At 71.0% G+C, this 25891-nt stretch carries 22 protein-coding genes; 1 reads left to right on the top strand and 21 read right to left on the bottom strand.

What is annotated here, in order from left to right; translation table 11 throughout:
- Positions 1–2: 2 nt before the first annotated feature.
- The 20 genes from ACWCXH_RS19575 to ACWCXH_RS19480 form a co-directional block, all read right to left on the bottom strand.
- Positions 3–1055: a 2-oxoacid:ferredoxin oxidoreductase subunit beta gene (locus ACWCXH_RS19575; protein WP_449802680.1), complete on the bottom strand. Its 1053-nt coding sequence runs from the start codon at positions 1053–1055 to the stop codon at positions 3–5.
- Complete coding sequence (locus ACWCXH_RS19570; protein WP_449802679.1) at positions 1052–3031, bottom strand: 2-oxoacid:acceptor oxidoreductase subunit alpha; 1980 nt, start codon at positions 3029–3031, stop codon at positions 1052–1054. The genes ACWCXH_RS19575 and ACWCXH_RS19570 overlap by 4 nt, the downstream gene beginning before the upstream one ends.
- Before the next feature lie 214 nt (positions 3032–3245).
- Positions 3246–3908: a LuxR C-terminal-related transcriptional regulator gene (locus ACWCXH_RS19565; protein ID WP_449802678.1), complete on the bottom strand. Its 663-nt coding sequence runs from the start codon at positions 3906–3908 to the stop codon at positions 3246–3248.
- A gap of 111 nt (positions 3909–4019) precedes the next feature.
- On the bottom strand, positions 4020–5030 hold the full coding sequence (locus ACWCXH_RS19560) for a polyprenyl synthetase family protein (protein WP_449802677.1): 1011 nt from the start codon (positions 5028–5030) through the stop codon (positions 4020–4022).
- 292 nt (positions 5031–5322) lie between these two features.
- Positions 5323–6945: an NADH-quinone oxidoreductase subunit NuoN gene (nuoN, locus tag ACWCXH_RS19555; RefSeq protein WP_449802724.1), complete on the bottom strand. Its 1623-nt coding sequence runs from the start codon at positions 6943–6945 to the stop codon at positions 5323–5325.
- An 11-nt stretch (positions 6946–6956) separates the two neighbouring features.
- On the bottom strand, positions 6957–8591 hold the full coding sequence (locus tag ACWCXH_RS19550; RefSeq protein ID WP_449802676.1) for an NADH-quinone oxidoreductase subunit M: 1635 nt from the start codon (positions 8589–8591) through the stop codon (positions 6957–6959).
- A 183-nt stretch (positions 8592–8774) separates the two neighbouring features.
- Positions 8775–10670, bottom strand: coding sequence for an NADH-quinone oxidoreductase subunit L (nuoL, locus tag ACWCXH_RS19545; RefSeq protein ID WP_449802675.1), 1896 nt, complete (start codon positions 10668–10670; stop codon positions 8775–8777).
- 14 nt (positions 10671–10684) lie between these two features.
- Positions 10685–10984: an NADH-quinone oxidoreductase subunit NuoK gene (gene nuoK / locus ACWCXH_RS19540; protein WP_195911268.1), complete on the bottom strand. Its 300-nt coding sequence runs from the start codon at positions 10982–10984 to the stop codon at positions 10685–10687.
- The gene (locus tag ACWCXH_RS19535) at positions 10981–11937 is read right to left on the bottom strand and encodes an NADH-quinone oxidoreductase subunit J (protein WP_449802674.1); all 957 of its coding nucleotides are present in this window, start codon (positions 11935–11937) and stop codon (positions 10981–10983) included. The genes nuoK and ACWCXH_RS19535 overlap by 4 nt, the downstream gene beginning before the upstream one ends.
- On the bottom strand, positions 11934–12536 hold the full coding sequence (gene nuoI / locus ACWCXH_RS19530) for an NADH-quinone oxidoreductase subunit NuoI (protein ID WP_449802673.1): 603 nt from the start codon (positions 12534–12536) through the stop codon (positions 11934–11936). Before nuoI ends, ACWCXH_RS19535 begins: the two co-directional genes overlap by 4 nt.
- Positions 12537–12542: 6 nt before the next feature.
- Positions 12543–13916, bottom strand: coding sequence for an NADH-quinone oxidoreductase subunit NuoH (nuoH, locus tag ACWCXH_RS19525; protein WP_449802672.1), 1374 nt, complete (start codon positions 13914–13916; stop codon positions 12543–12545).
- Positions 13913–16405 carry an NADH-quinone oxidoreductase subunit G gene (locus tag ACWCXH_RS19520; RefSeq protein ID WP_449802671.1) on the bottom strand — a complete coding sequence of 831 codons (2493 nt, stop codon included), beginning with the start codon at positions 16403–16405 and terminating at the stop codon, positions 13913–13915. Before ACWCXH_RS19520 ends, nuoH begins: the two co-directional genes overlap by 4 nt.
- On the bottom strand, positions 16402–17763 hold the full coding sequence (gene nuoF, locus ACWCXH_RS19515) for an NADH-quinone oxidoreductase subunit NuoF (RefSeq protein WP_449802670.1): 1362 nt from the start codon (positions 17761–17763) through the stop codon (positions 16402–16404). Before nuoF ends, ACWCXH_RS19520 begins: the two co-directional genes overlap by 4 nt.
- Positions 17763–18566: an NADH-quinone oxidoreductase subunit NuoE gene (gene nuoE, locus ACWCXH_RS19510; protein WP_449802669.1), complete on the bottom strand. Its 804-nt coding sequence runs from the start codon at positions 18564–18566 to the stop codon at positions 17763–17765. Before nuoE ends, nuoF begins: the two co-directional genes overlap by 1 nt.
- Positions 18563–19972: an NADH-quinone oxidoreductase subunit D gene (locus ACWCXH_RS19505; RefSeq protein WP_449802668.1), complete on the bottom strand. Its 1410-nt coding sequence runs from the start codon at positions 19970–19972 to the stop codon at positions 18563–18565. The genes nuoE and ACWCXH_RS19505 overlap by 4 nt, the downstream gene beginning before the upstream one ends.
- Entirely contained in the window at positions 19972–20685 is a 714-nt protein-coding gene (locus ACWCXH_RS19500; protein ID WP_449802667.1) for an NADH-quinone oxidoreductase subunit C, read from the bottom strand. The genes ACWCXH_RS19505 and ACWCXH_RS19500 overlap by 1 nt, the downstream gene beginning before the upstream one ends.
- Complete coding sequence (locus ACWCXH_RS19495; protein ID WP_449802666.1) at positions 20682–21236, bottom strand: NuoB/complex I 20 kDa subunit family protein; 555 nt, start codon at positions 21234–21236, stop codon at positions 20682–20684. The genes ACWCXH_RS19500 and ACWCXH_RS19495 overlap by 4 nt, the downstream gene beginning before the upstream one ends.
- 182 nt (positions 21237–21418) lie before the next feature.
- Positions 21419–21778, bottom strand: a complete 360-nt coding sequence (locus ACWCXH_RS19490; protein ID WP_030060100.1) for an NADH-quinone oxidoreductase subunit A — start codon at positions 21776–21778, stop codon at positions 21419–21421.
- An 801-nt stretch (positions 21779–22579) separates the two neighbouring features.
- The gene (locus tag ACWCXH_RS19485; RefSeq protein ID WP_449802665.1) at positions 22580–23266 is read right to left on the bottom strand and encodes a response regulator; all 687 of its coding nucleotides are present in this window, start codon (positions 23264–23266) and stop codon (positions 22580–22582) included.
- Positions 23267–23268: 2 nt separating this feature from the next.
- Entirely contained in the window at positions 23269–24387 is a 1119-nt protein-coding gene (locus ACWCXH_RS19480; RefSeq protein ID WP_449802664.1) for a sensor histidine kinase, read from the bottom strand.
- Positions 24388–24579: 192 nt separating this feature from the next.
- Here ACWCXH_RS19480 and ACWCXH_RS19475 point away from each other — a divergent pair, with 192 nt between their 5' ends.
- Positions 24580–25131: a hypothetical protein gene (locus ACWCXH_RS19475; protein ID WP_449802663.1), complete on the top strand. Its 552-nt coding sequence runs from the start codon at positions 24580–24582 to the stop codon at positions 25129–25131.
- Positions 25132–25169: 38 nt separating this feature from the next.
- On the opposite strand, the gene ACWCXH_RS19470 is transcribed toward ACWCXH_RS19475, so the two are convergent.
- Positions 25170–25832: a CatB-related O-acetyltransferase gene (locus ACWCXH_RS19470; protein WP_449802662.1), complete on the bottom strand. Its 663-nt coding sequence runs from the start codon at positions 25830–25832 to the stop codon at positions 25170–25172.
- Positions 25833–25891 lie beyond the last annotated feature (59 nt).

The raw sequence follows: 25891 nt of genomic DNA, 5'->3' as shown, positions 1-25891 counted from the left end.
CGTCAGTCGACCGTCCACGTGTCGTTGCCCGCGAGCAGCGCGGCCAGATCGCCCGGACCCCGGTGCGCGACCGCCGTGGCCAGCTGGTTCGCCATCAACTCGTCGTACACCGGCCGCCGCACGTCCCGCAGCACGCCGATCGGCGTGTGGTGCAGCGTGTCCGCGTCCGCGATCCGCGACAGCGCGAACGCCGCCGCCGGACTCGCCGCGTGCGCGTCGTGCACCAGCACCGACCCCTCGTTCTCCGGCGTCACCGCCGCCGTGAACAACTCGCCGTCCGGCCCGCGGAACACGCCCTGGCCGCCGTCCGCCCCGAAGCGCACCGGCGCGCCGTGCTCCAGCCGGATCAGCGCCTCGTCCCGGGTGCCCGGCTCCTTCAGCACCTCGAACGCGCCGTCGTTGAAGATGTTGCAGTTCTGGTAGATCTCCACCAGCGCCGTGCCCTCGTGCTGTGCCGCCGCCCGCAGCACCGACTGCAGGTGCTGGCGGTCGGAGTCGATCGTCCGCGCGACGAACGAGGCCTCCGCGCCGATCGCCAGCGACAGCGGGTTGAACGGCGCGTCCAGCGAACCCATCGGCGTCGACTTGGTGATCTTGCCGAGCTCGCTGGTCGGCGAGTACTGACCCTTGGTCAGGCCGTAGATACGGTTGTTGAACAGTAGGATCTTCAGATTGACATTTCGGCGCAGCGCGTGGATCAGGTGGTTCCCGCCGATCGACAGCGCGTCACCGTCACCCGTCACCACCCACACGCTCAAGTCCGGCCGCGACGACGCCAGACCCGTCGCGATCGCCGGCGCCCGCCCGTGGATCGAGTGCACCCCATAGGTATTCATGTAGTACGGGAAACGCGACGAACAGCCGATACCGGAGACGAAGACGGTGTTCTCCCGTCTGATCCCCAGCTCCGGCATGAACGACTGCACCGCCGCCAGGATCGCGTAGTCCCCGCAGCCCGGGCACCAGCGCACCTCCTGGTCCGTCTTGAAGTCCTTCGCGCTCTGCCGCTCCTCGGCCTTCGGCACCAGGCGCAGCGAGGGGAACTGCTCGGTCATCGGTGGTCCTCCTCGTCCAGGGTGCCGATCGCCGCCCACAGCACGTCCGCCAGCTGCGCCGCCTTGAACGGCAGCCCGCGCACCTGGTTGTAGGACTCCGCGTCCACCAGGTACCTGGCGCGCAGCAGCAGCGCCAGCTGGCCGAGGTTCATCTCGGGGACGATGACCTTGTCGTAACTCCTCAGCACCGTGCCCAGGTTGGCCGGGAACGGGTTCAGGTGGCGCAGGTGCGCCTGGGCGATCTCGCCGCCGTCGGCCCGCACCCGGCGCACCGCCGCCGTGATCGGCCCGTACGTCGAACCCCAGCCGAGCGCCAGCACCCGGGCCTCTCCGCTCGGGTCGTCCACCTCGACCGGCGGCACGACGATGCCGTCCACCTTGGCCTGCCGGGTGCGGACCATGAAGTCGTGGTTGGCCGGGTCGTAGGAGATGTTGCCGCTGCCGTCCTGCTTCTCGATGCCGCCGATGCGGTGCTCCAGGCCGGGGGTGCCGGGCAGCGCCCACGGGCGGGCCAGCGTCTTCGGGTCGCGCTGGTAGGGCCAGAAGGCACCGTCCTCGCGGTTCGGGCCGGTCGCGAAGTCCGGGTCGATCTCGGGAAGTTCGTCCGCCCCGGGGATCCGCCACGGCTCCGAGCCGTTGGCCAGGTAGCCGTCCGAGAGCAGGAACACCGGGGTGCGGTAGGTGACCGCGATCCGGGCCGCCTCCAGCGCCGCCCCGAAGCACTCGGCAGGCGTGGCCGGGGCGACGATCGGCACCGGGGCCTCGCCGTTGCGCCCGAACATCGCCTGGAGGAGGTCGGCCTGCTCGGTCTTGGTCGGCAGGCCGGTGGACGGGCCGCCGCGCTGGATGTCCACGACGAGCAGCGGGAGTTCGAGCGAGACGGCCAGGCCGATCGTCTCGCTCTTGAGCGCGATGCCCGGGCCCGAGGTCGTCGTCACGCCCAGCGAGCCGCCGAAGGCCGCGCCCAGGGCGGCACCGATGCCCGCGATCTCGTCCTCGGCCTGGAAGGTCCGCACGCCGAAGTTCTTGTGCTTGCTCAGCTCGTGCAGGATGTCCGAGGCCGGGGTGATCGGGTACGAGCCGAGGTACAGCGGCAGCCCGGAGCGCTGGGACGCGGCGATCAGGCCGTAGGACAGGGCCAGGTTGCCGGAGATGTTGCGGTAGCGCCCGGCCGGCAGCTTCGCCGGGGCCACCTCGTAGGAGACGGCGAAGGACTCGGTGGTCTCGCCGAAGTTCCAACCCGCCCGGAACGCACTGATGTTGGCCTCGGCGATCTGCGGCTTCTTCGCGAACTTGCTGCGCAGGAAGACCTCGGTGCCGTGGGTCGGCCGGTGGTACATCCAGGACAGCAGGCCGAGGGCGAACATGTTCTTCGCGCGCTCGGCGTCCTTGCGGGCCAGGCCGCTGTCCTTGAGCGCCTCCAGCGTCAGCGTGGTCAGCGGCACCTTGTGCAGGTGGTAGGCCTCCAGCGAGCCGTCGCCGAGCGGGTCGGCGGCGTAGCCGACCTTGGCGAGCGCGCGCTTGGTGAACTCGTCGGTGTTGACGATGATCTCGGCGCCGCGCGGCAGGTCCGCCAGGTTCGCCTTGAGGGCGGCCGGGTTCATCGCGACCAGGACGTTCGGGGCGTCGCCGGGCGTCAGGATGTCGTGGTCGGCGAAGTGCAGCTGGAAGGACGAGACGCCCGGCAGGGTACCGGCCGGGGCCCGGATCTCGGCCGGGAAGTTCGGCAGGGTGGAGAGGTCGTTGCCGAAGGACGCCGTCTCGGACGTGAACCGGTCACCGGTCAGCTGCATCCCGTCGCCGGAGTCGCCGGCGAACCGGATGATCACCCGGTCCAGGCGGCGGATCGGCTTGGCGGGTCTGCGCTGCGCACCGGCCGGCGCGGCCGTGCCGGAGCGGCCGCCACCGGAACCCGCGCGGCCTTCGTCGCCCTCCGGGCCGTCCACTGCCTCTGACTGATCGACCTGACTGGTCACTGCCGCGGACCTCCTCGTGGGCACGCCACCGCGGGCGTGACCCTGTGCCCCGTCCGCCTGGTGCACCTCTCGCATCCTATGCGGGCTTTACCTGCCCGGGCCGGAACTCCCGCGTGCGGCGGGAAATGACCGGTTCACGCCCACAGGATCTTCAACGCACGGCGGCCGGAGATCATTCCGGCCCGGGCTCCGCGACCACGAATCGGCAGGGGCACTAGGAGTTGATGTAGGTGAGCACCGCGAGCACCCGGCGGTGGTCCTCCGGGCTCTGGGCCAGGCCCAGCTTGAGGAAGATGTTGCTGACGTGCTTCTCGACCGCGCCGTCCGAGACCACGAGCTGCCTGGCGATCGCCGCGTTGGTCCGGCCCTCGGCCATGAGGCCGAGCACCTCGCGCTCGCGCGGGGTCAGATTGGCCAGGACGTCGCCCTTGCGGCTGCGGCTGAGCAGCTGCTGCACGACCTCCGGGTCGAGCGCGGTGCCGCCCTCGGCGACCCGCAGCACCGCGTCGGCGAACTCCCGCACCTCGGCGACCCGGTCCTTCAGCAGGTAGCCGACGCCCCGGGTGGATCCGGCCAGGAGCTCGGAGGCGTAGCGCTCCTCCACGAACTGTGACAGCACCAGCACACCCAGTTGCGGGTAGCGGCCGCGCAGCTCGACGCAGGCGCGCAGGCCCTCGTCGGTGTGGGAGGGGGGCATCCGCACGTCGGAGACGACGACGTCGGGCAGGTCGCCGCCGGCGGCCAGGTCGTGGACGGTCTTCAGCAGCGCGTCGCCGTCCCCGACCCCCGCGACGACCTCCAGGCCGCGGTCGGTGAGCAGCCGGGTCAGGCCCTCCCGCAGGAGTACGGAGTCCTCGGCGATGACGACGCGACGCATGGCGACCTTCCCGGCAGGCGTGAGCTGACGGGGCCAGTCTTCCCTATCGGGGCGGTGGCGCGCCCGGGCGGTGGCGCGCCGGGGCTGTTGCCCGGCGCGCCTCCCGGCCCGTCACATGGTGCGGATGGCCACCGAATCGCAGAGCGCCTCCAGCGCGTCCTTGGCCGGGCAGCGCGGCAGCGGAGCGAGCAGGGCGCGGGCCTCCTCGGCCTGGCGCAGGGTCTCGCGCCGGGCGAGCTCCAGCGCCGGGTGGTGGCGCAGCAGGCGCAGCGCCTCGGCGTGCAGCTCGTCGTCGGCGAGGTCCTGGGCGAGCAGTTCGCGCAGCCGGGTGTCCTCGGGATCGGCGGGGTCGGCGGCCATGCCCTGGAGGAGCAGGGTGGGCAGGGTCGGCACGCCCTCGCGCAGGTCGGTGCCGGGGGTCTTGCCGGACTCGTCGCCGTCGCTGGCGATGTCGAGCACGTCGTCGGCGAGCTGGAAGGCGATGCCGATGCGCTCGCCGAACTCGCTGAGGGTGTCGACGACACGCGGCTCGGCACCGGCCATCAGCGCTCCTATCTTGCAGGAGGCGGCGATCAGCGATCCGGTCTTGCCGGCGAGCACGTCCAGGTAGTGGGTCAGCTGGTCGCCGTCGGGACCGGGGCCCTGGGTCTCCAGGATCTGGCCGGTGACCAGCCGCTCGAAGGCGTCGGCCTGCAGCCGGACGGCCTCGGGGCCGAGGTCGGCGAGGACCTGGGAGGCGCGGGAGAACAGGAAGTCGCCGGTGAGGATGGCCACCGAGTTGTCCCAGCGGGAGTTGGCGCTGGGGGCGCCGCGGCGCACCGGGGCCTCGTCCATGACGTCGTCGTGGTAGAGCGTGGCCAGGTGGGTGAGCTCGACGACGACCGCAGCCGGCACGACACCGGGCGCGCCGGGGTCGCCGAACTGGGCGGACAGCAGCAGGAGCAGCGGGCGGAAGCGCTTGCCGCCGGCCTCGATGAGGTGGCTGGCGGTGACGGTGATGAAGGGGACGTCGCTCTTGACGGCCTCGGCGAGCGCCGCCTCCACCGCGTCCAGCCCGGCCTGGACGTCCCGGGTCAGGTCGCGGTCCTGCACGCTGAGCCCGAAGGGTCCCACGACGGTCACGAAGACCACTCCTCTGTCCCTGGTCGTTCTAGCGGCCTGGTCCCTGAGTGCCGCCGCTGGCCATACAGGCAGGGTATCCGGTCATGAGTGGATCACTGCACGGGCGTGCGGATCCTGTCATGATCGGGCTGGAGTCCCAGGTCAGGGCGGCTGTGGGAGCACTCGGGCCCCGGATGTGAATTCGGCTGGAAATAAAGGACGGCGGCGGCGGGAACGCCGCGTCCGGACCGCGCCCCGCGAGGGGTGGCCCGGACGCTGCGGAGTCTCCCCCGACTCCTGCACTCCTGCACGCTCAGCGGACGAAGAGCGCGGCCTTCGACGCGAGGTCCAGGAAGTACTGCGGCAGCAGCCCGAGGACGAGCGTGACGAGCACGCCGACGCCGATCGCGGTCGCCGTGAAGGCGCTCGGGATCGCGACCGTCGGGCCGCCGGGCTGCGGGTCGGAGAAGAACATCAGGACGATGACCCGGATGTAGAAGAACGCGGCCACCGCCGAGCTCAGCACACCGACGATGACCAGCGGCGTCGCGCCGCCGGCCGCCGCCGCCTGGAAGACCGCGAACTTCCCGGTGAACCCGGAGGTCAGCGGGATGCCCGCGAAGGCCAGCAGGAACAGCGCGAACACCGCCGCGACCAGCGGGGAGCGTCGGCCGAGACCGGCCCAGCTGGACAGGTGGGTCGCCTCGCCCTTGGAATCGCGCACGAGCGTGACCACGGCGAACGCGCCCAGCGTCACGAAGGAGTACGCCAGCAGGTAGAACAGCACCGAGCCGAGGCCCTGCTTGCTGGTGGCGATCACACCCGTGAGGATGAACCCGGCGTGCGCGATCGAGGAGTAGGCGAGCAGGCGCTTGACGTCCTGCTGCGTGACCGCGAGCACCGCGCCGACCACCATGGTGAGGATCGCGACGCCCCACAGCACCGGCCGCCAGTCCAGCCGCAGCCCGGGGAAGGCCACGTAGAACAGGCGCAGGAACGCCCCGAAGGCCGCGACCTTCGTGGCCGCCGCCATGAACCCGGTGACGGGGGTCGGCGCGCCCTGGTAGACGTCCGGGGTCCAGGCGTGGAACGGCACGGCGCCGACCTTGAAGAGCAGGCCGACGGCGAGCATCGCGAGGCCGATGAGCAGCAGCGCGTCGGTCCGCGTGCTGCTGAGCAGCGCCGGGTTGGTCATGGCCTTGCCGGAGATGACGTCGGCGATGTCGCCGAGCTTCACGCTGCCCGCGTAGCCGTACAGCAGGGCGGTGCCGAACAGGAAGAACGCGGAGGCGAAGGCGCCGAGCAGGAAGTACTTGACGGCCGCCTCCTGGGAGAGCAGCCGGCGGCGCCGGGCCAGCGCGCACAGCAGGTACAGCGGCAGCGAGAAGACCTCCAGCGCGACGAACATCGTCAGCAGGTCGTTGGCGGCCGGGAAGAGGAGCATGCCGCCGACGGCGAACAGGGTCAGCGGGAACACCTCGCTGGTGGCGAAGCCGGCCCGGACCGCGGCCCGCTCCTGCTCGCCGCCCGGGGTGGCGGCGGCCTGCGCGGCGAACGCGTCGGCCGGGCGCCCGCCCGCCTTGGGCTCCAGGCGCCGCTCGGCGTAGGTCAGCACGGCGACGGCGGCGACCAGGATGATCACGCCCTGCAGGAACAGCGCCGGGCCGTCCATCGCCACCGACTCCATGGCGAGCAGGTCCATCCTGGTGGTGCCGTGGCCCTGCGCGGCGAGCACCACGACGGCGGCGAACGCGCCGGCCAGGCCGGTGAGGGCGAGGACGACCTGCGTCCAGTGCCGCAAACGGCGGGGCACGAAGGCCTCGACCAGGACGCCGGCCACGGCGGCGCCGAACACCACCAGCATCGGGGAGAGTTGGCCGTACTCGATGTGCGGCGCCGGGATGCCGGGGGTGGAGCCGCCAGCGGCGGCGAGCATGCCGGTGGTGCTCACTTCTGCTCACCTCCTGAGGTGGCGGCGACCGGGTGGGCCGGCGCCGGGTCGGTCTCGTGGACCTGCGAGAGCGTCGCGTTCACCGCCGGGTTGATGATGTCGGTGAGCGGCTTGGGGTAGACGCCGAGCAGGATCGTCAGCGCCACCAGCGGGGCGACGACGGCCAGTTCGCGGACCTTGAGGTCCGGCATGCCGGTGACCTCGGCCTTCACCGGGCCGGTCATCGTGCGCTGGTAGAGCAGCAGCGCGTACAGCGCGGCCAGCACGATGCCGAAGGTGGCGACGATGCCGATCGCCGGGTAGCGGGTGAACGTGCCCACCAGGACGAGGAACTCGCTGACGAACGGGGCGAGCCCGGGCAGCGACAGGGTGGCGAGGCCGCCGAGCAGGAACGTCCCGGCGAGCACCGGGGCGACCTTCTGCACGCCCCCGTAGTCGGCGATCAGGCGCGAGCCGCGGCGCGAGATCAGGAAGCCGGCCACCAGCATCCACGCGGCGGTGGAGATGCCGTGGTTCACCATGTACAGGGTGGCGCCGCTCTGGCCCTGGCTGGTCAGCGCGAAGATGCCCATGATGATGAAGCCGAAGTGCGAGATCGAGGCGTACGCGACCAGGCGCTTGATGTCCTTCTGGCCGACCGCGAGCAGCGCGCCGTAGATGATCCCGATCACCGACAGCACGAGGATCGCCGGGGCGAAGGTCTTCGACGCGTCGGGGAACAGCCCGAGGCAGAAGCGCAGCATCGCGAAGGTGCCGACCTTGTCGACCACGGCGGTGATCAGCACGGCGGTGCCGGCGGTGGCCTCGCCCATCGCGTTCGGCAGCCAGGTGTGCAGCGGCCACAGCGGGGCCTTCACCGCGAAGGCGAAGAAGAAGCCGAGGAACAGCGCGTTGGAGGCGGTGCCGCTGAACTGCAGCCTGCCGTCGGCGACGGCCGAGGCGAGGGTCGGCAGGTCGAAGGTCGCGAGGCCCTGGTCCTGCGCGATCACGTACAGGCCGATCACGGCGGCGAGCATGACCAGGCCGCCGAGCAGGTTGTACAGCAGGAACTTGACGGCCGCGTAGGAGCGCTGGCGCGCCGACTCGGGGCCGCCCGCCCGGTCCCCGAAGCCGCCGATCAGGAAGTACATCGGGATCAGCATGGCTTCGAAGAACACGTAGAACACGAACACGTCGGTGGCGTAGAAGGAGACGAGGACCATCGCCTCCACCGCGAGGATCAGCGCGAAGAAGCCCTGGGTGCGGCGCCGCCCCTCAAAAGTGTCGGGGTCGAAGGTGCCGTCGGGCGCGGCCGGCGCAGGATCCGCGTCGTGCCAGGAGGCGAGCATCACGATCGGCACGAGGACGGCGGTGAGCAGGGCCAGCACCGCACCGATGCCGTCCACGCCGAGCGAGAAGTTGATGCCGAAGGAGCGGATCCAGCTGTGGGACTCGGTCAGCTGGTAGCGGTCGCCGTGCGGGTCGAACCGCACGGCCACCAGGGCGGCCAGGGCCAGCGTGACCGCCGAGGTGCCAAGGGCGACGGCCTTGGTCGTGGTGCGCCGGTCCTCGGTGGACCCGGCGGGCAGGGCGGCGGTCAGCACCGCGCCGGCCGCCGGGACGGCACACGTGGCGGTCAAGAGGACACTCATGCGCCCACCTCGCTTCGCTCGGCAGGGGCATTCGCCCACACGCACCTTTCGATGATTCGCTCACTACGCTCGCTCATGCGCCCGCCTCGCTTCGCCCGGCAGGGGCATTCGCCCGCGCACGCCTTTCGGTGATTCGCTCGCTCATGCCCACTCCTCCCCCATACGTTGTGGATTTCCTGTCCATCACACGGACCTCATCAGGAGAGTCGTGGCGACCAGCACCAGCGTGCCGCCGAACATGGAGAGCGCGTAGGAACGGACGAAGCCGTTCTGGACCCGCCGCAACCGGCCGGAGAGCCCGCCGATGGTGGCGGCCAGGCCGTTGACGAAGCCGTCCAGGCCGCGGCTGTCGAAGTAGACCAACGTCGCGGTGAGCGCCGAACCGGGGCGCACCAGGACGGCGTGGTTGAGGTCGTCCTGGAGCAGGTCGCGGCGGGCGGCCCGGGTGAGCGGGGAGCCGACCGGCGGCACCACGGGGACGGTGCCGCGCCCGTACATGACGTAGGCGAGGCCGACGCCGGCCAGCATGCACGCGGTGGTGAGCAGGGTGACGGTGAGCGGTGTGAGCGGCGAGTCGCCCTCGGCGTGGCCGGTGACCGGCTCCAGCCAGGTGAGGAACGAGTCGTTCAGGACGAACAGCCCGCCCGCGAAGACCGAGCCGAGGGCCAGCAGCACCATCGGGACCGTCATCGTCTTCGGCGACTCGTGCGGGTGCGGGGCGTTGCCCCCCGCGTCCGGCTGCCAGCGCTTCTCGCCGAAGAAGGTCAGCACCATCACGCGCGTCATGTAGAACGCGGTGACGGCCGCGCCGACCAGCGCGCACAGGCCGAGGATCCAGCCCTCGGTGCCGCCCTTGGCGAACGCCGCCTCGATGATCTTGTCCTTGGAGAAGAAGCCGGACAGGCCCGGGAAGCCGATGATCGCGAGGTAGCCGAGGCCGAAGGTGACGAAGGTGACCGGCATGTACGTGCGCAGGCCGCCGTAGTGCCGCATGTCCACCTCGTCGTTCATGCCGTGCATGACCGACCCGGCGCCGAGGAACAACCCGGCCTTGAAGAAGCCGTGCGTCACCAGGTGCATGATCGCGAAGGCGTAGCCGATCGGGCCGAGGCCCGCCGCGAGGATCATGTAGCCGATCTGCGACATCGTCGATCCGGCCAGCGCCTTCTTGATGTCGTCCTTCGCGCACCCGACGACCGCACCGAACAGCAGCGTGACCGCGCCGACCACCACCACGGCGGTCTGCGCGTCCGGCGCCAGGTTGAAGATCGCCGCGGAGCGGGTGATCAGGTAGACGCCGGCGGTCACCATCGTCGCCGCGTGGATCAGGGCCGAGACCGGGGTCGGGCCCTCCATCGCGTCCCCGAGCCAGGACTGCAGCGGCACCTGCGCGGACTTGCCGCAGGCCGCCAGCAGCAGCATCAGGCCGATCGCCGTCAGCCTGCCCTCGCTCGCCCGGCCCGCCCCGCCGAACACCGGGTCGAAGGCGAAGGAGCCGAACTGCGCGAACATCAGCATGATCGCGATCGACAGGCCCATGTCGCCGACCCGGTTGACGATGAACGCCTTCTTCGCCGCCACCGCCGCACTCGGCTTGTGCTGCCAGAACCCGATCAGCAGGTAGGACGCGAGGCCCACTCCCTCCCAACCGAAGTACAGCAGCAGGTAGTTGTCCGCGACCACCAGCAGCAGCATGGCGGCCAGGAACAGGTTCAGGTACGCGAAGAAGCGGCGGCGGCGCTCGTCGTGCGCCATGTAGCCGACCGAGTAGAGGTGGATCAGCGTGCCGACACCGGTGATCAGCAGCACGAACGTCATCGACAGCTGGTCCAGCCGGAACGAGACGTCCGCCTGGAAACCGTTCACCGGCACCCAGCTGAACAAGTGCTTCGTCATCGCCCGGTGCCCGGCGTCACGGCCGAGCATGTCCGAGAACAGCGCCAGGCCGAAGCCGAACGAGAGCGCCGCGAGCGCCGTGGCCAGCCAGTGGCCGGACCGGTCCAGCGCCCGCCCGCCGAGCAGCAGCAGGGCGGCACCGGCCAGCGGGGCCGCCACCAGCAGCGGAATGAGAGAGTTCACCGAGGGCCCTCCGCCTACAGCTTCATCAGGTTGCTGTCGTCGACCGAAGCGGAGTGCCTGGTCCGGAAGATGGAGACGATGATCGCGAGGCCCACCACGACCTCCGCGGCCGCGACCACCATCGTGAAGAACGCGATGATCTGGCCGTCCAGCGTGCCGTGCAGCCGAGAGAACGTCACCAGCGCCAGGTTCGAGGCGTTCAGCATCAGCTCGACGCACATGAACAGCACGATCGCGTTGCGCCGGATCAGCACCCCGGCCGCACCGATGGTGAACAACAGGGCCGACAGGTAGAGGTAGTTGACCGGATTCACTCCGCGCCCTCCTCGCCGGTCTTCGGGTGGTTCACGTTGTTGCCCCCGACCGTGTTGTTGGCAGCGACCGTGTTGTTGGCCGCGACCGTGTTGTTGGCCGCGACCGGCTCCAGGGACTTGCGCGGCCCGGACACCGCCGGCCGCTGCGACGACGGACGGCCCAGCCAGTCCGCGGTCGTGTTCTCCAGTTCCGCCATCCGGCGCAGCATGTCCTGGCTCACGTCCCGCACCTGGCCGCGCTCGCGCAGCGTCGCCATCACCGAGTCCTCGGCGACCGTGCCGTCCGGCAGCAGCGCCGGAACGTCCACCGCGTTGTGCCGCGCGTACACGCCCGGCGCCGGCAGCGGCGGCACCTGGATGTTGTCCCGAACCCGCTGCGCCGCCAGCTCGCGCTGCGTCTTCGGCGCCTTCACGTGCTCCCGGTGCGTCAGCACCATCGCCCCGACCGCCGCCGTGATCAGCAGCGCGCCGGTGACCTCGAACGCCCACACGTACCGGGTGAAGATCAGCCGCGCCAGACCGGGCACGTTGCCCTCGGCGTTCGCGCCCTGCAGACCCGTGAACTGGTCCAGCTTCGCGTTCGCGATCCCCGCGACCAGCAGCACGCCGAAGCCCAGCCCGCACAGCACCGCGGCGAACCGCTGCCCCTTCAGCTGCTCCTTCAGCGAATCCTCGCTCGTGACACCCACCAGCATCACCACGAACAGGAACAGCATCATGATCGCGCCGGTGTAGACGACGATCTGCGCCACGCCCAGGAACACCGCGCCCTCGGCCATGTAGCACACCGCCAGCGCCAGCATCGTCGCCGCCAGGCACAGCGCGCTGTGCACCGCCTTGCGCATCAGCAGCATGCCGAGCGCGCCGCCGACCGCGACCACCGCCAGCACCCAGAACTGGACGGCCTCGCCGGTCGAGGTCGTCCCGGTCGCCTCCGCCAGAACCGTGGTCACTCCTGCACCTCCTTCTCCCGGTCGGTGCGCTCCTGGCGGACCGTCCCCGGCGCCGCCGCCGTGATCTCGCCCCGGTAGTACGCGCCCTCGTCCGCACCCGGGAAGATCGCGTGCGGGGTGTCGACCATGCCCTCGGACAGACCCACCAGCAGCTGCTCCTTGGTGAAGATCAGGTCCCGGCGCGAGGAGTCCGCCAGCTCGTACTCGTTCGTCATCGTCAGTGCCCGCGTCGGACACGCCTCGATGCACAGCCCGCACAGGATGCAGCGCGCGTAGTTGATCTGGTACACCGCGCCGTAGCGCTCACCGGGCGAATAGCGCTCCTCGTCCCGGTTGTCCGCACCCTCGACGTAGATCGCGTCGGCCGGGCACGCCCACGCGCACAACTCGCAGCCCACGCACTTCTCCAGCCCGTCCGGATGACGGTTCAGCTGGTGACGGCCGTGGAAGCGCGGCGCCGTCGGCTTCTTCTGCTCCGGATACTGCTCCGTCAGCCGCTTCTTGAACATGGCCCGGAACGTCACGCCGAAACCGGCGGCCGGGCCCAGGACCGACGGCCGGTCGGTCCTCTCCGGACGGTCCGTGTGGTCGGACGACATCGCGGATCAGCTCCCCTCGGAATGGTCGGACCCGTTCAGGGCGTCCTGGAGTTGCTTCGGCGCCCGGCTGCGCCGGCGCGGAACGGGCGGCAGCACCTGGCCCGGCAGCGGCGGCACCGGGTACCCGCCCGCCATCGGGTCGAACTCTCCCCCGGCCTCGGGCCGGGAGGTGCCCCCACCCGGAGGCTCCCCCTCCCCCGATGCCGCTGCGGGCTCCGGCTGCCTGCGCGCGAAGTCCCGCAGCAGCGACAGCAGCAGGATCACGCCCACCGGCGCCCCCACGTACAGCACCACCTCGCCGAAGCCGTACCCCTCGTTGCGCAGCGCCCGCACGCTCGCGATCAGCACCAGCCACACCAGCGAGACCGGAATCAGCACCTTCCAGCCCAGCTTCATGAACTGGTCGTAGCGCAGCCGCGGCAGCGTGCCGCGCAGCCAGATGAAGAAGAACAGCAGCAACTGGATCTTCAACGTGATCCACAGCATCGGCCACCAGCCGTGGTTCGCGCCCGCCCAGAACTCCGTCACCGGCCACGGCGCCCGCCAGCCGCCCAGGAACAGCGTCGACGCCACCGCCGACACCGTCACCATGTTCACGTACTCGGCCAGCATGAACATCGCGAACTTCAGCGACGAGTACTCGGTGTTGAACCCGCCCACCAGCTCGCCCTCGGCCTCCGGCAGGTCGAACGGCGCCCGGTTCGTCTCACCGACCATCGAGACGATGTACACGATGAACGACACCGGCAACAGCACCGCGAACCACGTCGGCTGCTGCTGCGCCACGATCTCCGACGTCGACATCGACCCCGAGTAGATGAACACCGCCGCGAACGACAGGCCCATCGCGATCTCGTAGCTGATCATCTGCGCCGACGAACGCAGCCCGCCCAGCAGCGGATACGTCGACCCGGAGGACCAGCCCGCCAGCACGATCCCGTAGATGCCCACCGACGCCGTCGCCAGGATGTACAGCAGCGCCACCGGGAGGTCCGTCAGCTGCATCGCCGTCCGGGTCCCGAAGACGGACACCTCGTTGTCGGCCGGACCGAACGGGATCACCGCGAACGCCATGAACGCCGGGATCGCGCACACGATCGGAGCGAGGACGTAGACCACCTTGTCCGAGCCCTTGACCACCAGGTCTTCCTTGAGCGCCAGCTTCACGCCGTCCGCCAGGGACTGCAGCAGACCCCACGGACCGTGCCGGTTCGGCCCGATGCGCAACTGCATCCAGGCCACCACCTTGCGCTCCCACACGATGGCGATCAGCACCGTCAGCACCAGGAAGGCGAAACAGAACACCGCCTTCAACAGCACCAGCCACCACGGGTCATGGCCGAAGAACCTGAGCATCTCGTACGGCTGCGGGTTGTTCATCGGTCCTCCCCTTCCGCGGCCGCATCCGCCACGGCGGGCACGGCGTCGGTGGCGGCGATCGTGACCAGCTGGCCGACGACGGTGCCGAGCGTGCGGTGCGCGCCGCCCGGAGTCGAGTTGAGCGGGATCCACACCGTGCGGTCCGGCAGCGACTCGGTGACCTCCAGCGGCAGCGTCAGCGAACCGGCCGGACCCGTCACCCGCAGGTCCTCGCCCTGTCGCGCGCCGACCTCCCGCGCCGTCACCGGCGAGAGCCGGGCCACCGCCCGGTGCCGGGTGCCCGCCAGATGCGGATCCCCCTCCTGGAGCGACCCGTTGTCCAGCAACTGGCGCCAGCCCGCCAGCACCGCCTGCCCGGTGGCCGGCCGCGGCAGCACTCCCGGGTGCGCGGCCGGATCCGCCGCCCGGTCCCCGGTCCACGGCGCGAACCCGTCCAGCTCCAACCGGGCCGACCGCACGTCCGGCAGGCTCAGCCGGTGACCCAGCGCGTCCGCCAGCATGTTCAGCACCTTCACGTCCGAGTGAAGATGGCGGCCCATCAACTGGTCCGGCTTGAGCGCCGGCTCGAACATCCGCACCCGGCCCTCCCAGTCCAGGAACGTGCCGGCCTTCTCCGCCACCGCCGCCACCGGCAGCACCACGTCGGCACGCCCCGTGACGGCCGACGGACGCAACTCCAGCGACACCACGAACCGCACCGCCGCCAGCGCCTCGTCCGCCAGCGCCGGATCCGGCAGATCATCCGGATCCACCCCGCCGACCACCAGCGCGTCCAACTCACCGCGCGCCGCCGCCGCGAGGATCTGGTCCGTGTCCCGGCCCAGCCGCGACGGCAGCTCCGCCACACCCCACAGCGCCGCCGCCTGCGCCCGCGCCGCCGGAGCGGCCACCGGACGGCCGCCCGGCAGCAGGCCCGGCAGCGCACCCGCCTCCACCGCGCCCCGCTCACCGGCCCGGCGCGGCACCCACGCCAGCCGGGCACCCGTCGCGTGCGCGAGACGCAGCAGCGCCGTCAACGCCCCCGGGATCACGGCCAGCCGCTCACCCGCCAGGATCACCGCACCCGGCGCGCGCAACAGCTCCGCAGCGCGCCCCGCGTCGTCGGTCAGCGGCTCGTCCGCCGCCAGCGCCCCGAACCACTCCGGCTCGGTGCCCGGCGCCGCCGGCAGCAACGCACCGTGCAGCTTCGCCAGACCCCGCGACGCGAACGCCGCCACCGAGTACACCTTCAGGCCCTTGCTGCGATTCGCCTTCCGCAGCCGCAGGAAGACGATCGGCGACTCCTCCTCCGGCTCCAGACCCGCCAGCAGCACCACCGGCGCCTGCTCCAACTGCTCGTAGCTGACGCCGCCGCCGTCCACGTCCACACCACGCCCCGCGACGGCCGCGGCCAGGAAGTCCGCCTCCTCACCGCTGTGCGGGCGGGCCCGGAAGTCCACGTCGTTCGTGCCCAGCACCACACGCGCGAACTTCGCGTACCCGTACGCGTCCTCGACCGTCACCCGGCCGCCCGGCAGCACACCCGCCCGCGCGCCGCGCAGCCCCTCGGCCGCCCGCGCCAGCGCCTCCGGCCAGGAAGCGGGCACCAACTCGCCGTCCACCCGCACCAGCGGAGTCGTGAACCGGTCCCGCTGCTGCGCGTAACGGAACGCGAACCGGCCCTTGTCGCAGTTCCACTCCTCGTTCACCGCCGGATCCTCACCCGCAAGGCGACGCAGCACCTTGCCCCGACGGTGGTCGGTCCGCTGAGCACAGCCCGACGAGCAGTGCTCGCACACGCTCGGCGACGACACCAGGTCGAACGGACGCGAGCGGAAGCGATAGGCCGCCGACGTCAGCGCACCCACCGGACAGATCTGGATCGTGTTCCCCGAGAAGTACGACTCGAAATCGTCACCCTGGCCCGTACCGACCTGCTGCAACGCACCGCGCTCCACCAGATCGATGAACGGATCACCCGCGATCTGCTGCGAGAAGCGCGTGCAGCGGGCGCAGAGCACACAGCGCTCCCGGTCCAGCAACACCTGGCTGCTCACCGGAACCGGCTTCTCGTACGTCCGCTTCATGCCCTCGAAGCGCGAGTCCGCGGCACCCGTCGACATCGCCTGGTTCTGCAGAGGGCACTCGCCGCCCTTGTCGCACACCGGACAGTCCAGCGGGTGGTTGATCAGCAGCAGCTCCATCACACCGCGCTGCGCCTTCTCGGCCACCGGCGAACTCAGCTGCGTGCGCACCACCATGCCCTCGGCGACCGGGATCGTGCAGGACGCCACCGGCTTGCGCTGGCCCTCGATCTCCACGATGCACTGCCGGCACGCGCCGGCCGGATCCAGCAGCGGATGGTCGCAGAAGCGCGGGATCTGGGTGCCGATCACCTCGGCGGCCCGGATCACCAACGTCCCCTTGGGGACCTGCACTTCGACGCCGTCGATGGTGAGCGTGACCAGCTCGACCGCCGCCTCGGGGGCGGCCTGCTCCGTGATCGTCACGCGTGCACCTCCCTCTCGGTGGCGGACTGGTGGCCGGGGCGGGGCCCGTCGGCCCAGACGGTGGAGGCAGCCGGGTCGAACGGGCAGCGGCGCTCGGCCAGGTGCTGCTCGTACTCGGCCCGGAAGTGCTGGAGCGAGGAGACGATCGGGCTCGCCGCGCCGTCGCCCAGGGCGCAGAACGACTTGCCGTTGATGTTGTCGGCGATGTCGAGGAGCTTCTCCAGGTCCCCCTCGACGCCCTCGCCGGCCTCGATCCGCTTGAGCAGCTGGACCAGCCAGTACGTCCCCTCGCGGCACGGCGTGCACTTGCCGCACGACTCGTGCGCGTAGAACTCGGTCCAGCGGGTGACGGCCCGCACCACGCAGGTCGTCTCGTCGAACACCTGCAGCGCCTTCGTGCCGAGCATCGACCCGGCCGCGCCGACGCCCTCGTAGTCCAGCGGCACGTCCAGGTGCTCGTCGGTGAACATCGGGGTCGACGAGCCGCCCGGCGTCCAGAACTTCAGCCGGTGCCCCGGGCGGATCCCGCCGCTCAGGTCCAGCAGCTGGCGCAGCGTGATGCCGAGCGGCGCCTCGTACTGACCGGGGTTGGTCACGTGGCCGGACAGCGAGTAGAGCGTGAAGCCCGGGGACTTCTCGGTGCCCAGGCCCTTGAACCACTCCTTGCCCCGGGCCAGGATCGACGGCACCGAGGCGATCGACTCCACGTTGTTGACCACCGTCGGGCACGCGTACAGGCCCGCGATCGCCGGGAACGGCGGACGCAGCCGGGGCTGGCCGCGGCGGCCCTCCAGCGAGTCCAGCAGCGCCGTCTCCTCGCCGCAGATGTAGGCGCCGGCGCCCGCGTGCACGGTGATGTCGAGGTCCACACCCGAACCCATGATGTCGCGGCCGAGCAGCCCCGCCTCGTACGCCTCGGCGACCGCCGCGTGCACGCGGCGCAGCACCGGGACGACCTCGCCGCGCAAATAAATGAACGCGTGGTCGCAGCGGATCGCGTAGGAGGCGATGACCATGCCCTCGATCAACGCGTGCGGGTTCGCGAACAGCAGCGGGATGTCCTTGCAGGTGCCCGGCTCCGACTCGTCCGCGTTCACCACCAGGTAGTGCGGCTTGCCGTCGTTCTGCGGGATGAACTGCCACTTCATGCCGGTCGGGAAGCCTGCACCGCCGCGGCCGCGCAGACCGGAGTCCTTGACCAGGGCGATCACGTCGTCCGGCGGCATCGCGAGGGCCGCCTTCAGGCCGTCGTAACCGTGGTGGCGGCGGTAGGTGGCGAGCGTCCAGGGGCGGCTGTCGTCCCAGGAGGCCGACAGGACGGGGGTGAGCAGCTTCTCGGCCGGCTCGGCGGAGGTCATCACGCTTCGGTCCCTTCCTGGCCGGGGCGGTCCTGGTGGCCGGGCTCCTCGGGGTGGGGCTCCTGGCCGAGGTGCTCCTCGTGGCGCGGGGAGACGACCCTGGTGCCGCCGGTGCCGGGCAGGGCCTCGCCCCTGGCCAGCCGCAGGCCCGCCAGCGAGGGCGCGCCGCCGGCGCCGGACTCGTCGTTGACACCCGGACGCTCGTCGGGGAAGCCCGCCAGGATGCGGGCCGTCTCCTTGAAGCCGCACAGCCGGGCGCCGCGGGTGGGCCGGACCTCCCGGCCCGCGCGCAGGTCGTCGACCAGCCGCCGGGCGCTCTCGGGGGTCTGGTCGTCGAAGAACTCCCAGTTGACCATCACCACGGGGGCGTAGTCGCAGGCCGCGTTGCACTCGATGTGCTCGATCGAGATATCGCCGTCCGCGGTGGTCTCGTTGTTGCGGATGCCCAGGTGCTCCTGGAGCTCGTCGAAGATCTGATCGCCGCCGAGCACCGCGCACAGCGTGTTGGTGCACACCCCGACGTGGTACTTCCCGGCCGGACGCCGCCGGTACATCGTGTAGAAGGTGGCGACCGCGGTGACCTCGGCGGTGGTCAGGTCCAGCTGCTCGGCGCAGAACCGGATGCCGGTCGGGCTGACGAAGCCCTCCTCGGCCTGCACCAGGTGCAGCAGCGGCAGCAGTGCCGAACGGGCCACCGGGTAGCGGCCGATCAGCTCCGCGGCGTCCGCGGCCAGCCGGGTGTGCACCTCCTCGGGGTACGGCTTCGCCGGCAGCGCCGGCAGTCCGAGTTCGACATTGGTCACCGGTCCACGCCTCCCATCACCGGGTCGATCCCGGCCACCGCGACGATCACGTCGGCGACCTGGCCGCCCTCGCACATCGCCGCCATCGTCTGCAGATTGGTGAACGACGGATCGCGGAAGTGGACCCGGTAGGGGCGCGTCCCGCCGTCGCTGGCCACGTGCACGCCCAGCTCGCCCTTGGGCGACTCGACCGCCGCGTACGCCTGGCCGACCGGGACCCGGAAGCCCTCGGTGACCAGCTTGAAGTGGTGGATCAGGGCCTCCATCGAGGTGCCCATGATCTTCCGGATGTGGTCGAGCGAGTTGCCCATCCCGTCCGGGCCGACGGCGAGTTGGGCGGGCCAGGCGATCTTCTTGTCGGCCACCATGACCGGGCCCGGACGCAGCCGCTCCAGGCACTGCTCGACGATCCGCAGCGACTGGCGCATCTCCTCCAGGCGGATCAGGAAACGGCCGTAGGAGTCGGCGCCGTCCGCGACCGCGACCTCGAAGTCGTAGTCCTCGTAACCGCAGTACGGGTCGGACTTGCGCAGGTCGTGCGGCAGGCCGGTGGCGCGCAGGATCGGGCCGGTGGCACCGAGGGCCAGGCAGCCGGGCAGGTCCAGGAAGCCGACGTCGACCAGGCGGGCCTTGAACACCGGGTTGCCGGTGGCGAGTTTGTCGTACTCGTGCATCCGGGAGCGCAGGAGCTTGACCGCCTCGCGGATCTGGTCGACGGCGCCGGGCGGCAGGTCCTGGGCGAGGCCGCCGGGGCGGACGTACGCGTGGTTCATCCGCAGGCCGGTGACCAGCTCGAAGACGTCCAGGATCAGCTCGCGGTCCCGGAAGCCGTAGATCATCAGGGTGGTGGAACCGATCTCCATGCCGCCGGTGGCCAGGCAGACCAGGTGCGAGGAGATCCGGTTGAGCTCCATCATCATCACGCGGATGACGCTCGCCCGGTCCGGGACGTCCGCGGTGATGCCGAGCAGCCTCTCGACCGCGAGGCAGTAGGCGGTCTCGTTGAACAGCGGCGTCAGGTAGTCCATCCGGGTCACGAAGGTGGTGCCCTGGACCCAGCTGCGGAACTCCATGTTCTTCTCGATGCCGGTGTGGAGGTAGCCGATGCCGCAGCGGGCCTCCTTCACCGTCTCGCCGTCGATCTCCAGGATCAGCCGCAGCACGCCGTGCGTGGACGGGTGCTGGGGGCCCATGTTGACGATGATGCGCTCGTCGTCGGCCCGGCCGACCGCCTCGACCACCTCGCCCCAGTCGCCACCGGTGACGGTGAAGACGCGGCCCTCGGTGGTCTCGCGGGCCTGCGCCTCTTCGGCCGCTCCGGCTTCCTGGCTGGCTCCCCTGAGGGTTTCCTCGCGGGCTTCCTCGCGGGCTTCCTCGTGCGCCTCTTCGTAGTGCTGGGTGCTCATCAGCTGTACGACCTCCGCTGATCGGGTGCCGGGATCTGGGCGCCCTTGTACTCGACGGGGATGCCGCCGAGCGGGTAGTCCTTGCGCTGCGGGTGGCCCAGCCAGTCGTCCGGCATCATGATCCGGGTCAGCGCCGGGTGGCCTTCGAAGACCAGACCGAAGAAGTCGTAGGCCTCGCGCTCGTGCCAGTCGTTGGTCGGGTAGACGCTCACCACGGACGGGATGCGCGGGTCGGCGTCCGGCGCGGTGACCTCCAGCCGGATCAGCCGGCCGTGGGTGATCGAGCGCAGGTGGTAGACCGCGTGCAGCTCGCGGCCCTTGTCGCCGGGGTAGTGCACGCCGCTCACGCCGAGGCACAGCTCGAAGCGCAGCGCCGGATCGTCGCGCAGGACGCGGACGGTGCGCAGGAGGTGGGCGCGGTCGACGTGGAAGGTCAGCTCGCCACGGTCCACGACCGTCTTCTCGATCACGTCGGCCGGGTCCAGGCCCTGCTCCTCCAGGGCGCCCTCCAGCTCGTCGGCGACCTCGTCGAACCAGCCCCCGTACGGGCGTTCGCTCGGTCCGGGTAGCACGACGGGCGCGGCGAGGCCGCCGAAACCGGAGGTGTCGCCGCTGTCCTGGGCACCGAACATGCCCTGGCGGCGACCGACCACCTCGACCGGGATCTCGCGGACCGGCTGCTCGCGGCGGATCTCGGGTACCTGCTCGTTCATCGCAGCTGCCCCCGCATCTCGCTGATGGGGGTGGCCCGCAGGGCGAGCGCCTCGCCGAGCTCCTCGGCCCGGCGCTTGTTCACGCCCAGCGGCTCGTGCTGGATCTTGTCGTGCAGCTTCAGGATGGCGTCCATCAGCATCTCCGGGCGGGGCGGGCAGCCGGGCAGGTAGATGTCCACCGGGACGATGTGGTCGACCCCCTGCACGATCGCGTAGTTGTTGAACATCCCGCCGGAGGAGGCGCAGACGCCCATCGAGATGACCCACTTCGGGTTGGCCATCTGGTCGTACACCTGGCGCAGCACCGGGGCCATCTTCTGGCTCACCCGGCCCGCGACGATCATCAGATCGGCCTGCCGGGGGGAGCCGCGGAAGACCTCCATGCCGAACCGGGCCAGGTCGTAGCGGCCGGCGCCGGTGGTCATCATCTCGATCGCGCAGCAGGCCAGGCCGAAGGTGGCCGGGAAGAGTGACGCCTTGCGCACCCAGCCGGCGGCCGCTTCCACGGTCGTGAGCAGAAAGCCGCTCGGCAGCTTCTCCTCGATTCCCATCAGATCCCTCTCAATGCCTCAAGTCCGGTGGTTCATCGGCCGGTTCTGGCTTGTCCGCTGGTTCCTGGCCCGTCCGTCCGTCCCTTCGGGTTCGTCGGCCGTTCGGGCTTGTCCGCTCGTTCACAAGGGGTCGCCGGGGCCGACCGGGGCAGGCTGCCGACGGGTGGGCGGGCGCCCAGCGCTCAGTCCCACTCCAGGCCGCCGCGCCGCCACACGTAGGCGTAGGCGACGAAGACGGTGGCGATGAACAGGAGCATCTCGACCAGCCCGAAGATCCCGAGGGCGTCGAAGGTCACCGCCCACGGATAGAGGAAGACGATCTCGATGTCGAAGACGATGAAGAGCATCGCCGTCAGGTAGTACTTGATCGGGAACCGACCGCCGCCCACGGGCTGCGGGGTCGGCTCGATGCCGCACTCGTACGCCTCCAACTTGGCCCGGTTGTAGCGCTTGGGGCCGGTGAGTGAGGCCATCACGACGGAGCCGACCGCGAACGCCGCCGCGATGGCACCGAGTACGAGGATCGGCGCGTAGGCATTCATAGCCCCCGCTCCCTCCGTCCAGTCGTCCTTGACTGCAGATCGGAACCGGCGGGTCACGCTGAGGTGAACCCGCGCTCCAGTTCCCGAGATCCACCTCATGTGAGGCAGTTCACAAAGGCTGGAACGAGCGCATCCTATGCCCGTCGGCTTGTGATCTGCGACACGCAGTTCGCCGGGATCTTTGTGATCTACGACACCCTGGGAATGTGGGTGAATGCGAACATGCCCAGTTCCGTCAACACAAAGCAGTCAAATGGTCACAACCAGTCGTATTTACTTGTGAAGCGGCTGGTCAGGGCCATGCTCCTATATCAACTATGCTCCGGGGATGGCAAATTTCCGGGCGCCATGTTGACGTGTTATAGCGGCTCACTCGGAGGGGTGGCCGGGGGGTGAACGCTCGCTTGACCCTTCGTTCACAAGCGCGCGAAGTCTCCTTGGGCCCCCTCCCAGGCGGCCGGTGGCGGCTCGGCTGCGGTGCAGCTCGGCACCGCCTCCTACACGGTGACCCCCACACGAGGACGGCACCGTCTTCTTCCTGCTGGGTCGCGGCCCATCTGGTCGCCGCGGGCCGGGCGCGACCACCCAGGGTCGGGGCCGCGCCCGACCGGCAACACGGCCAGGACTTCGCCCCCTTTGCCGGACGGCTGCCGCGCCGGGCCAGCCAGCGTCGTGATGGGCGACGGAGGACACACCTCCTGCTTCCGGGTGAGGCCGACCAGTTCCTCGGAAGGCGTTCCCCTCCCGGACAGCGGTGACACAGCCAGGATCGAGACCCCAGCCGCGGTCCCATGGGGCCGGCTACCGGATACCGGCCGCCTGTTCCCAGACCCAGGCCGCAATGCCCACCCGGTTACGGGCACCGAGCTTGCGCTGGATGTTGGCGAGGTGGTTCTTCACCGTGCCCGGTGAGATGAACAGTCCCGTTCCGATCTCGGCGTTCGTCGCGCCGTCCGCCACCAGTTCCGCGATCTCCCTTTCCCTCGCGGTCAGTTCCTCCGCCGAGCCGGCTATCAGCGGCGCCGTCACGGGCCCAGCATCGGCCTGCCGATCGGGCTCCTGCCCTGCCATGTGCCGCAGCAGCCGGACGGTCACCTGTGGGCTGATCAACGCGTCCCCGGCCATTGCCGCCCGCACCGCCTCGGTCAGCAGCACCGGCCCCGAACGCTTCAGCAGGAACCCGGCCGCACCGTTCCGCAGGGCCGTGTGCACGTACTCGTCCAGGTCGAAGGTGGTCACCACGATCACCTTGCACTCCCCGGCCAGTTGCCGCGTGACCTCCAGGCCGTCGAGCTTCGGCATCCGGATGTCCGCGAGCACCACGTCCGGCTTCAGCCGCCTGGCCTCGGCCAAGGCCGTGGCGCCGTCCGCCGCCTCCGCCACCACGACCATGTCCGGCTGCACGTCCAGAATCATCCGGAACGCGCCGCGGACGTCCGCCTGGTCGTCCGCCACCAGGATGCGAGTCGGCCCCGCGCCGCTGCTCATGCTCACTTCTCCCTCCCGCTGGTCCTCGCCGGAATCGCCGGCCTTTCCGACTGCACCTGCTGCTCCCGCGCGTCCAGCGGCAGCCTCGCCGTCACCCGCCAGGCCTCCCGCTCGTGCGCGCTGGCGTCGAACGTGCCGCCGAGGGCCTCCACCCGGGCCGCCAACCCCGGCAGTCCGCTGCCACCGCCCCGACGGGGACGCCCGCCCTGGCCGGGTGCCCGGCCGTCGTTCGTCACGGTCAACTCCAGCCACCCGCCGGTGCAGCCGACCCGGACGTCGATCCGCCGAGCGCCCGGGGCGTGCCGCCGGACGTTGGTCAGCGCCTCGACGACGACCCGGTGGACCGTCCCCGCGACCTCCCTCGGGACCGGGGCGTCCGGCAGTTCCAGCCGGACCTCCGCGCCGCCCGTGGCCGTGAACCTCTCGGCCACCTCGGCGAGTTCGGCCAGCCCCGGCTGGGGGCCGCGCCCGGTCCCTTCCTCCGTGCGCAGCAGTTGCACCGTCCGGTCCAGCGATGCCAGGGCCCGCTGCCCGGCCTGCTCTATCCGCTCGAACATGGCGACGGCCCCGGCCGGGTCGATCGCGGCCAGGTACGCGCCGGCCTGGGCCTGCGCGACCATGCCACTGACATCGTGCGCGACGAAGTCGTGCAGGTCGTGGGCCAGTTCCAGCCGCTGGGAGCGGCGGGCCTCGGCCACCGCCCGGCGTCGGCCTTCGTCGAGGCGACGCAGGTAGAGCCCGGTCAGGACGGCGGGGAGTGCGAAGAGCGCGCCGAAGCCGAAGAGGGTGAGCACGTCTCCGGGGCCGGTCACCAGCCCGAAGCGGGACGGCCAGAGCGAGACGGCGCCGCCGACCGTCCAGGCCGCCGCCGCGGCCCTGCGGCCGTCCTCCGCCCGCAGGGCGAGCACGGTCGACAGCAGCAGGACGGCCAGCTCGAACAGGCCGACCAGGCCCGGCCAGCGGTCCGCCTCCGTCCACCGGCCGGCGATCCACACGCCGACCGTGGCGGCCACCGAGAGCGCTCCGGCCGCGCACACCACGGAGGCCGTCCCGTAGCGGGTGCGGAGCGGCCAGCCGAGCAGCACGGCAGCCGGTACGACCAGCGAGAGCATCTGAGTCATCGTCACAACCTCCCTTCGACTGCGCCCACATTACGACGCGTCGAGGCGGATCGGCTGTGCCGATCGTCCTATTTCGCAGGCCTGTTGAGCTGGGAGAACAGCCCGATCGGCAGCTACCGCCGCCCGGCTCCGGCCGCCAGGCTTGAGCCGTCGGATCGGTCGCCGGGCCGGCCGGGAGGGGAGTCCACCACCATGTCGGAGATCGTGATCGATGCGCGGGTCGCCGCTGAGGCCGTGCCGCCCGCGCCGCGCTGGGCCGAGCTGGCGGCCAGGGCCGCCGTGTGCACCACGGTGCCCTCGGGGCTGTGGCGGATCGCGCTCGGCGTCGGTGTCCCGGTCGGGTTCGGCGGGGCGATGGCCGAGGAGGTCCGCCGGTACTACCCGGGCTGGGGCACCGTGTACGTCGTGGCGCTCAGCGCCGTGGCGGAGACGCTGGCCTTCCTCACCGTCGGGCTGGTCCGCCCGTGGGGCCTGGTGGTGCCGCGCTGGATCCCGCTCGTCGGCGGCCGGGCGGTCCACCCGTTCGCGGCGATCGTCCCGGCCGCGCTGGGCTCGGCGGTCCTGACCGCACTCGGCCTGCTCGCGCTGTTCGGCGGCTGGGCCCGGAACATGGCCGAGCCCGGATCCCCGCACGGTGTCGCCGCCGCGGTGATGACCCTCGCCTATCTGCCTCTGGTGGCCTGGGGCCCGTTGCTCGGCGCGGTCACCGTCGACTACGCCCGCCGCACCCTGCGGCGAATATGACGGCTCCGGCCCGTCCGGCATTCGGCTCGAACCACGGGTCAAGCGGCGAGCAGGCCGTGCTCCTCGGCGATCGCGCCGATGTCGGCCGGGGTGCCGGCCATGATGGCGCGGACGTGTGCGGTGACGAGATCGACGGGCCAGTCCCACCAGGCGGCGCGCAGGAGGAGCTCGATGTCGGTGTCGGGGAAGCGGCGGCGGATCGGGCGGGCGGGGTTGCCGCCGACGACGGTGTAGGGGTCGACGTCGCAGGTGACCACGGCTCCGGCGGCGATGATCGCCCCGTCGCCGATGCGCACTCCGGGCAGGACGGTGGCGCCGTGGCCGAACCAGACGTCGTTGCCGACGACGGTGTCGCCCCGGCTGGGGAGGCCGGTGACGATGTCGAGGGTCTGCTCGGTCCAGCTGCCGCCGAACATCGTGAACGGAAAGGTGGAGACGCCGATGGTCGGGTGGGCGGCGCCGGCCATGAGGAAGCGGGTGCCGGTGGCGAGGGCGCAGTACTTGCCGATCACCAGGCGCTCGGGGCCGTAGGCGTAGAGGATGTTGCGCTCCTCGAAGCGGGTGGCTCCGTCGGGGTCGTCGAAGTAGGTGTACTCGCCGACCTCGATCCTGGGGTCCGTGACGAGGGGGCGCAGCAGGACGACGCGGTCGTGGCCGGCAAGGGGGTGGAGGGCGGTCGGGTCGGGGGTGGTGGCGGACATGAGAACTCCTCTCGTAATGCGACTCATGTCGCATTACGATGAGCATGGCATGACCACCC

It is taken from the genome of Kitasatospora sp. NPDC001660, assembly GCF_053596725.1.
The sequence above is the reverse complement of the archived record's forward strand: the minus strand, read 5'-3'. Positions and strand labels throughout refer to the sequence as shown.

Bases quoted from the DNA above. Each gene is read 5' to 3' on its own strand.
- ACWCXH_RS19575 (WP_449802680.1), bottom strand. From the start codon at position 1,055: ATGACCGAGCAGTTCCCCTCGCTGCGCCTGGTGCCGAAGGCCGAGGAG.
- ACWCXH_RS19565 (WP_449802678.1), bottom strand. From the start codon at position 3,908: ATGCGTCGCGTCGTCATCGCCGAGGACTCCGTACTCCTGCGGGAGGGC.
- nuoN (WP_449802724.1), bottom strand. From the start codon at position 6,945: ATGCTCGCCGCCGCTGGCGGCTCCACCCCCGGCATCCCGGCGCCGCAC.
- ACWCXH_RS19550 (WP_449802676.1), bottom strand. From the start codon at position 8,591: ATGAGTGTCCTCTTGACCGCCACGTGTGCCGTCCCGGCGGCCGGCGCG.
- nuoI (WP_449802673.1), bottom strand. From the start codon at position 12,536: ATGTCGTCCGACCACACGGACCGTCCGGAGAGGACCGACCGGCCGTCG.
- nuoH (WP_449802672.1), bottom strand. From the start codon at position 13,916: ATGAACAACCCGCAGCCGTACGAGATGCTCAGGTTCTTCGGCCATGAC.
- nuoF (WP_449802670.1), bottom strand. From the start codon at position 17,763: ATGACCTCCGCCGAGCCGGCCGAGAAGCTGCTCACCCCCGTCCTGTCG.
- ACWCXH_RS19505 (WP_449802668.1), bottom strand. From the start codon at position 19,972: ATGAGCACCCAGCACTACGAAGAGGCGCACGAGGAAGCCCGCGAGGAA.
- ACWCXH_RS19500 (WP_449802667.1), bottom strand. From the start codon at position 20,685: ATGAACGAGCAGGTACCCGAGATCCGCCGCGAGCAGCCGGTCCGCGAG.
- ACWCXH_RS19495 (WP_449802666.1), bottom strand. From the start codon at position 21,236: ATGGGAATCGAGGAGAAGCTGCCGAGCGGCTTTCTGCTCACGACCGTG.
- ACWCXH_RS19490 (WP_030060100.1), bottom strand. From the start codon at position 21,778: ATGAATGCCTACGCGCCGATCCTCGTACTCGGTGCCATCGCGGCGGCG.
- ACWCXH_RS19485 (WP_449802665.1), bottom strand. From the start codon at position 23,266: ATGAGCAGCGGCGCGGGGCCGACTCGCATCCTGGTGGCGGACGACCAG.
- ACWCXH_RS19480 (WP_449802664.1), bottom strand. From the start codon at position 24,387: ATGACTCAGATGCTCTCGCTGGTCGTACCGGCTGCCGTGCTGCTCGGC.
- ACWCXH_RS19475 (WP_449802663.1), top strand. From the start codon at position 24,580: ATGTCGGAGATCGTGATCGATGCGCGGGTCGCCGCTGAGGCCGTGCCG.
- ACWCXH_RS19470 (WP_449802662.1), bottom strand. From the start codon at position 25,832: ATGTCCGCCACCACCCCCGACCCGACCGCCCTCCACCCCCTTGCCGGC.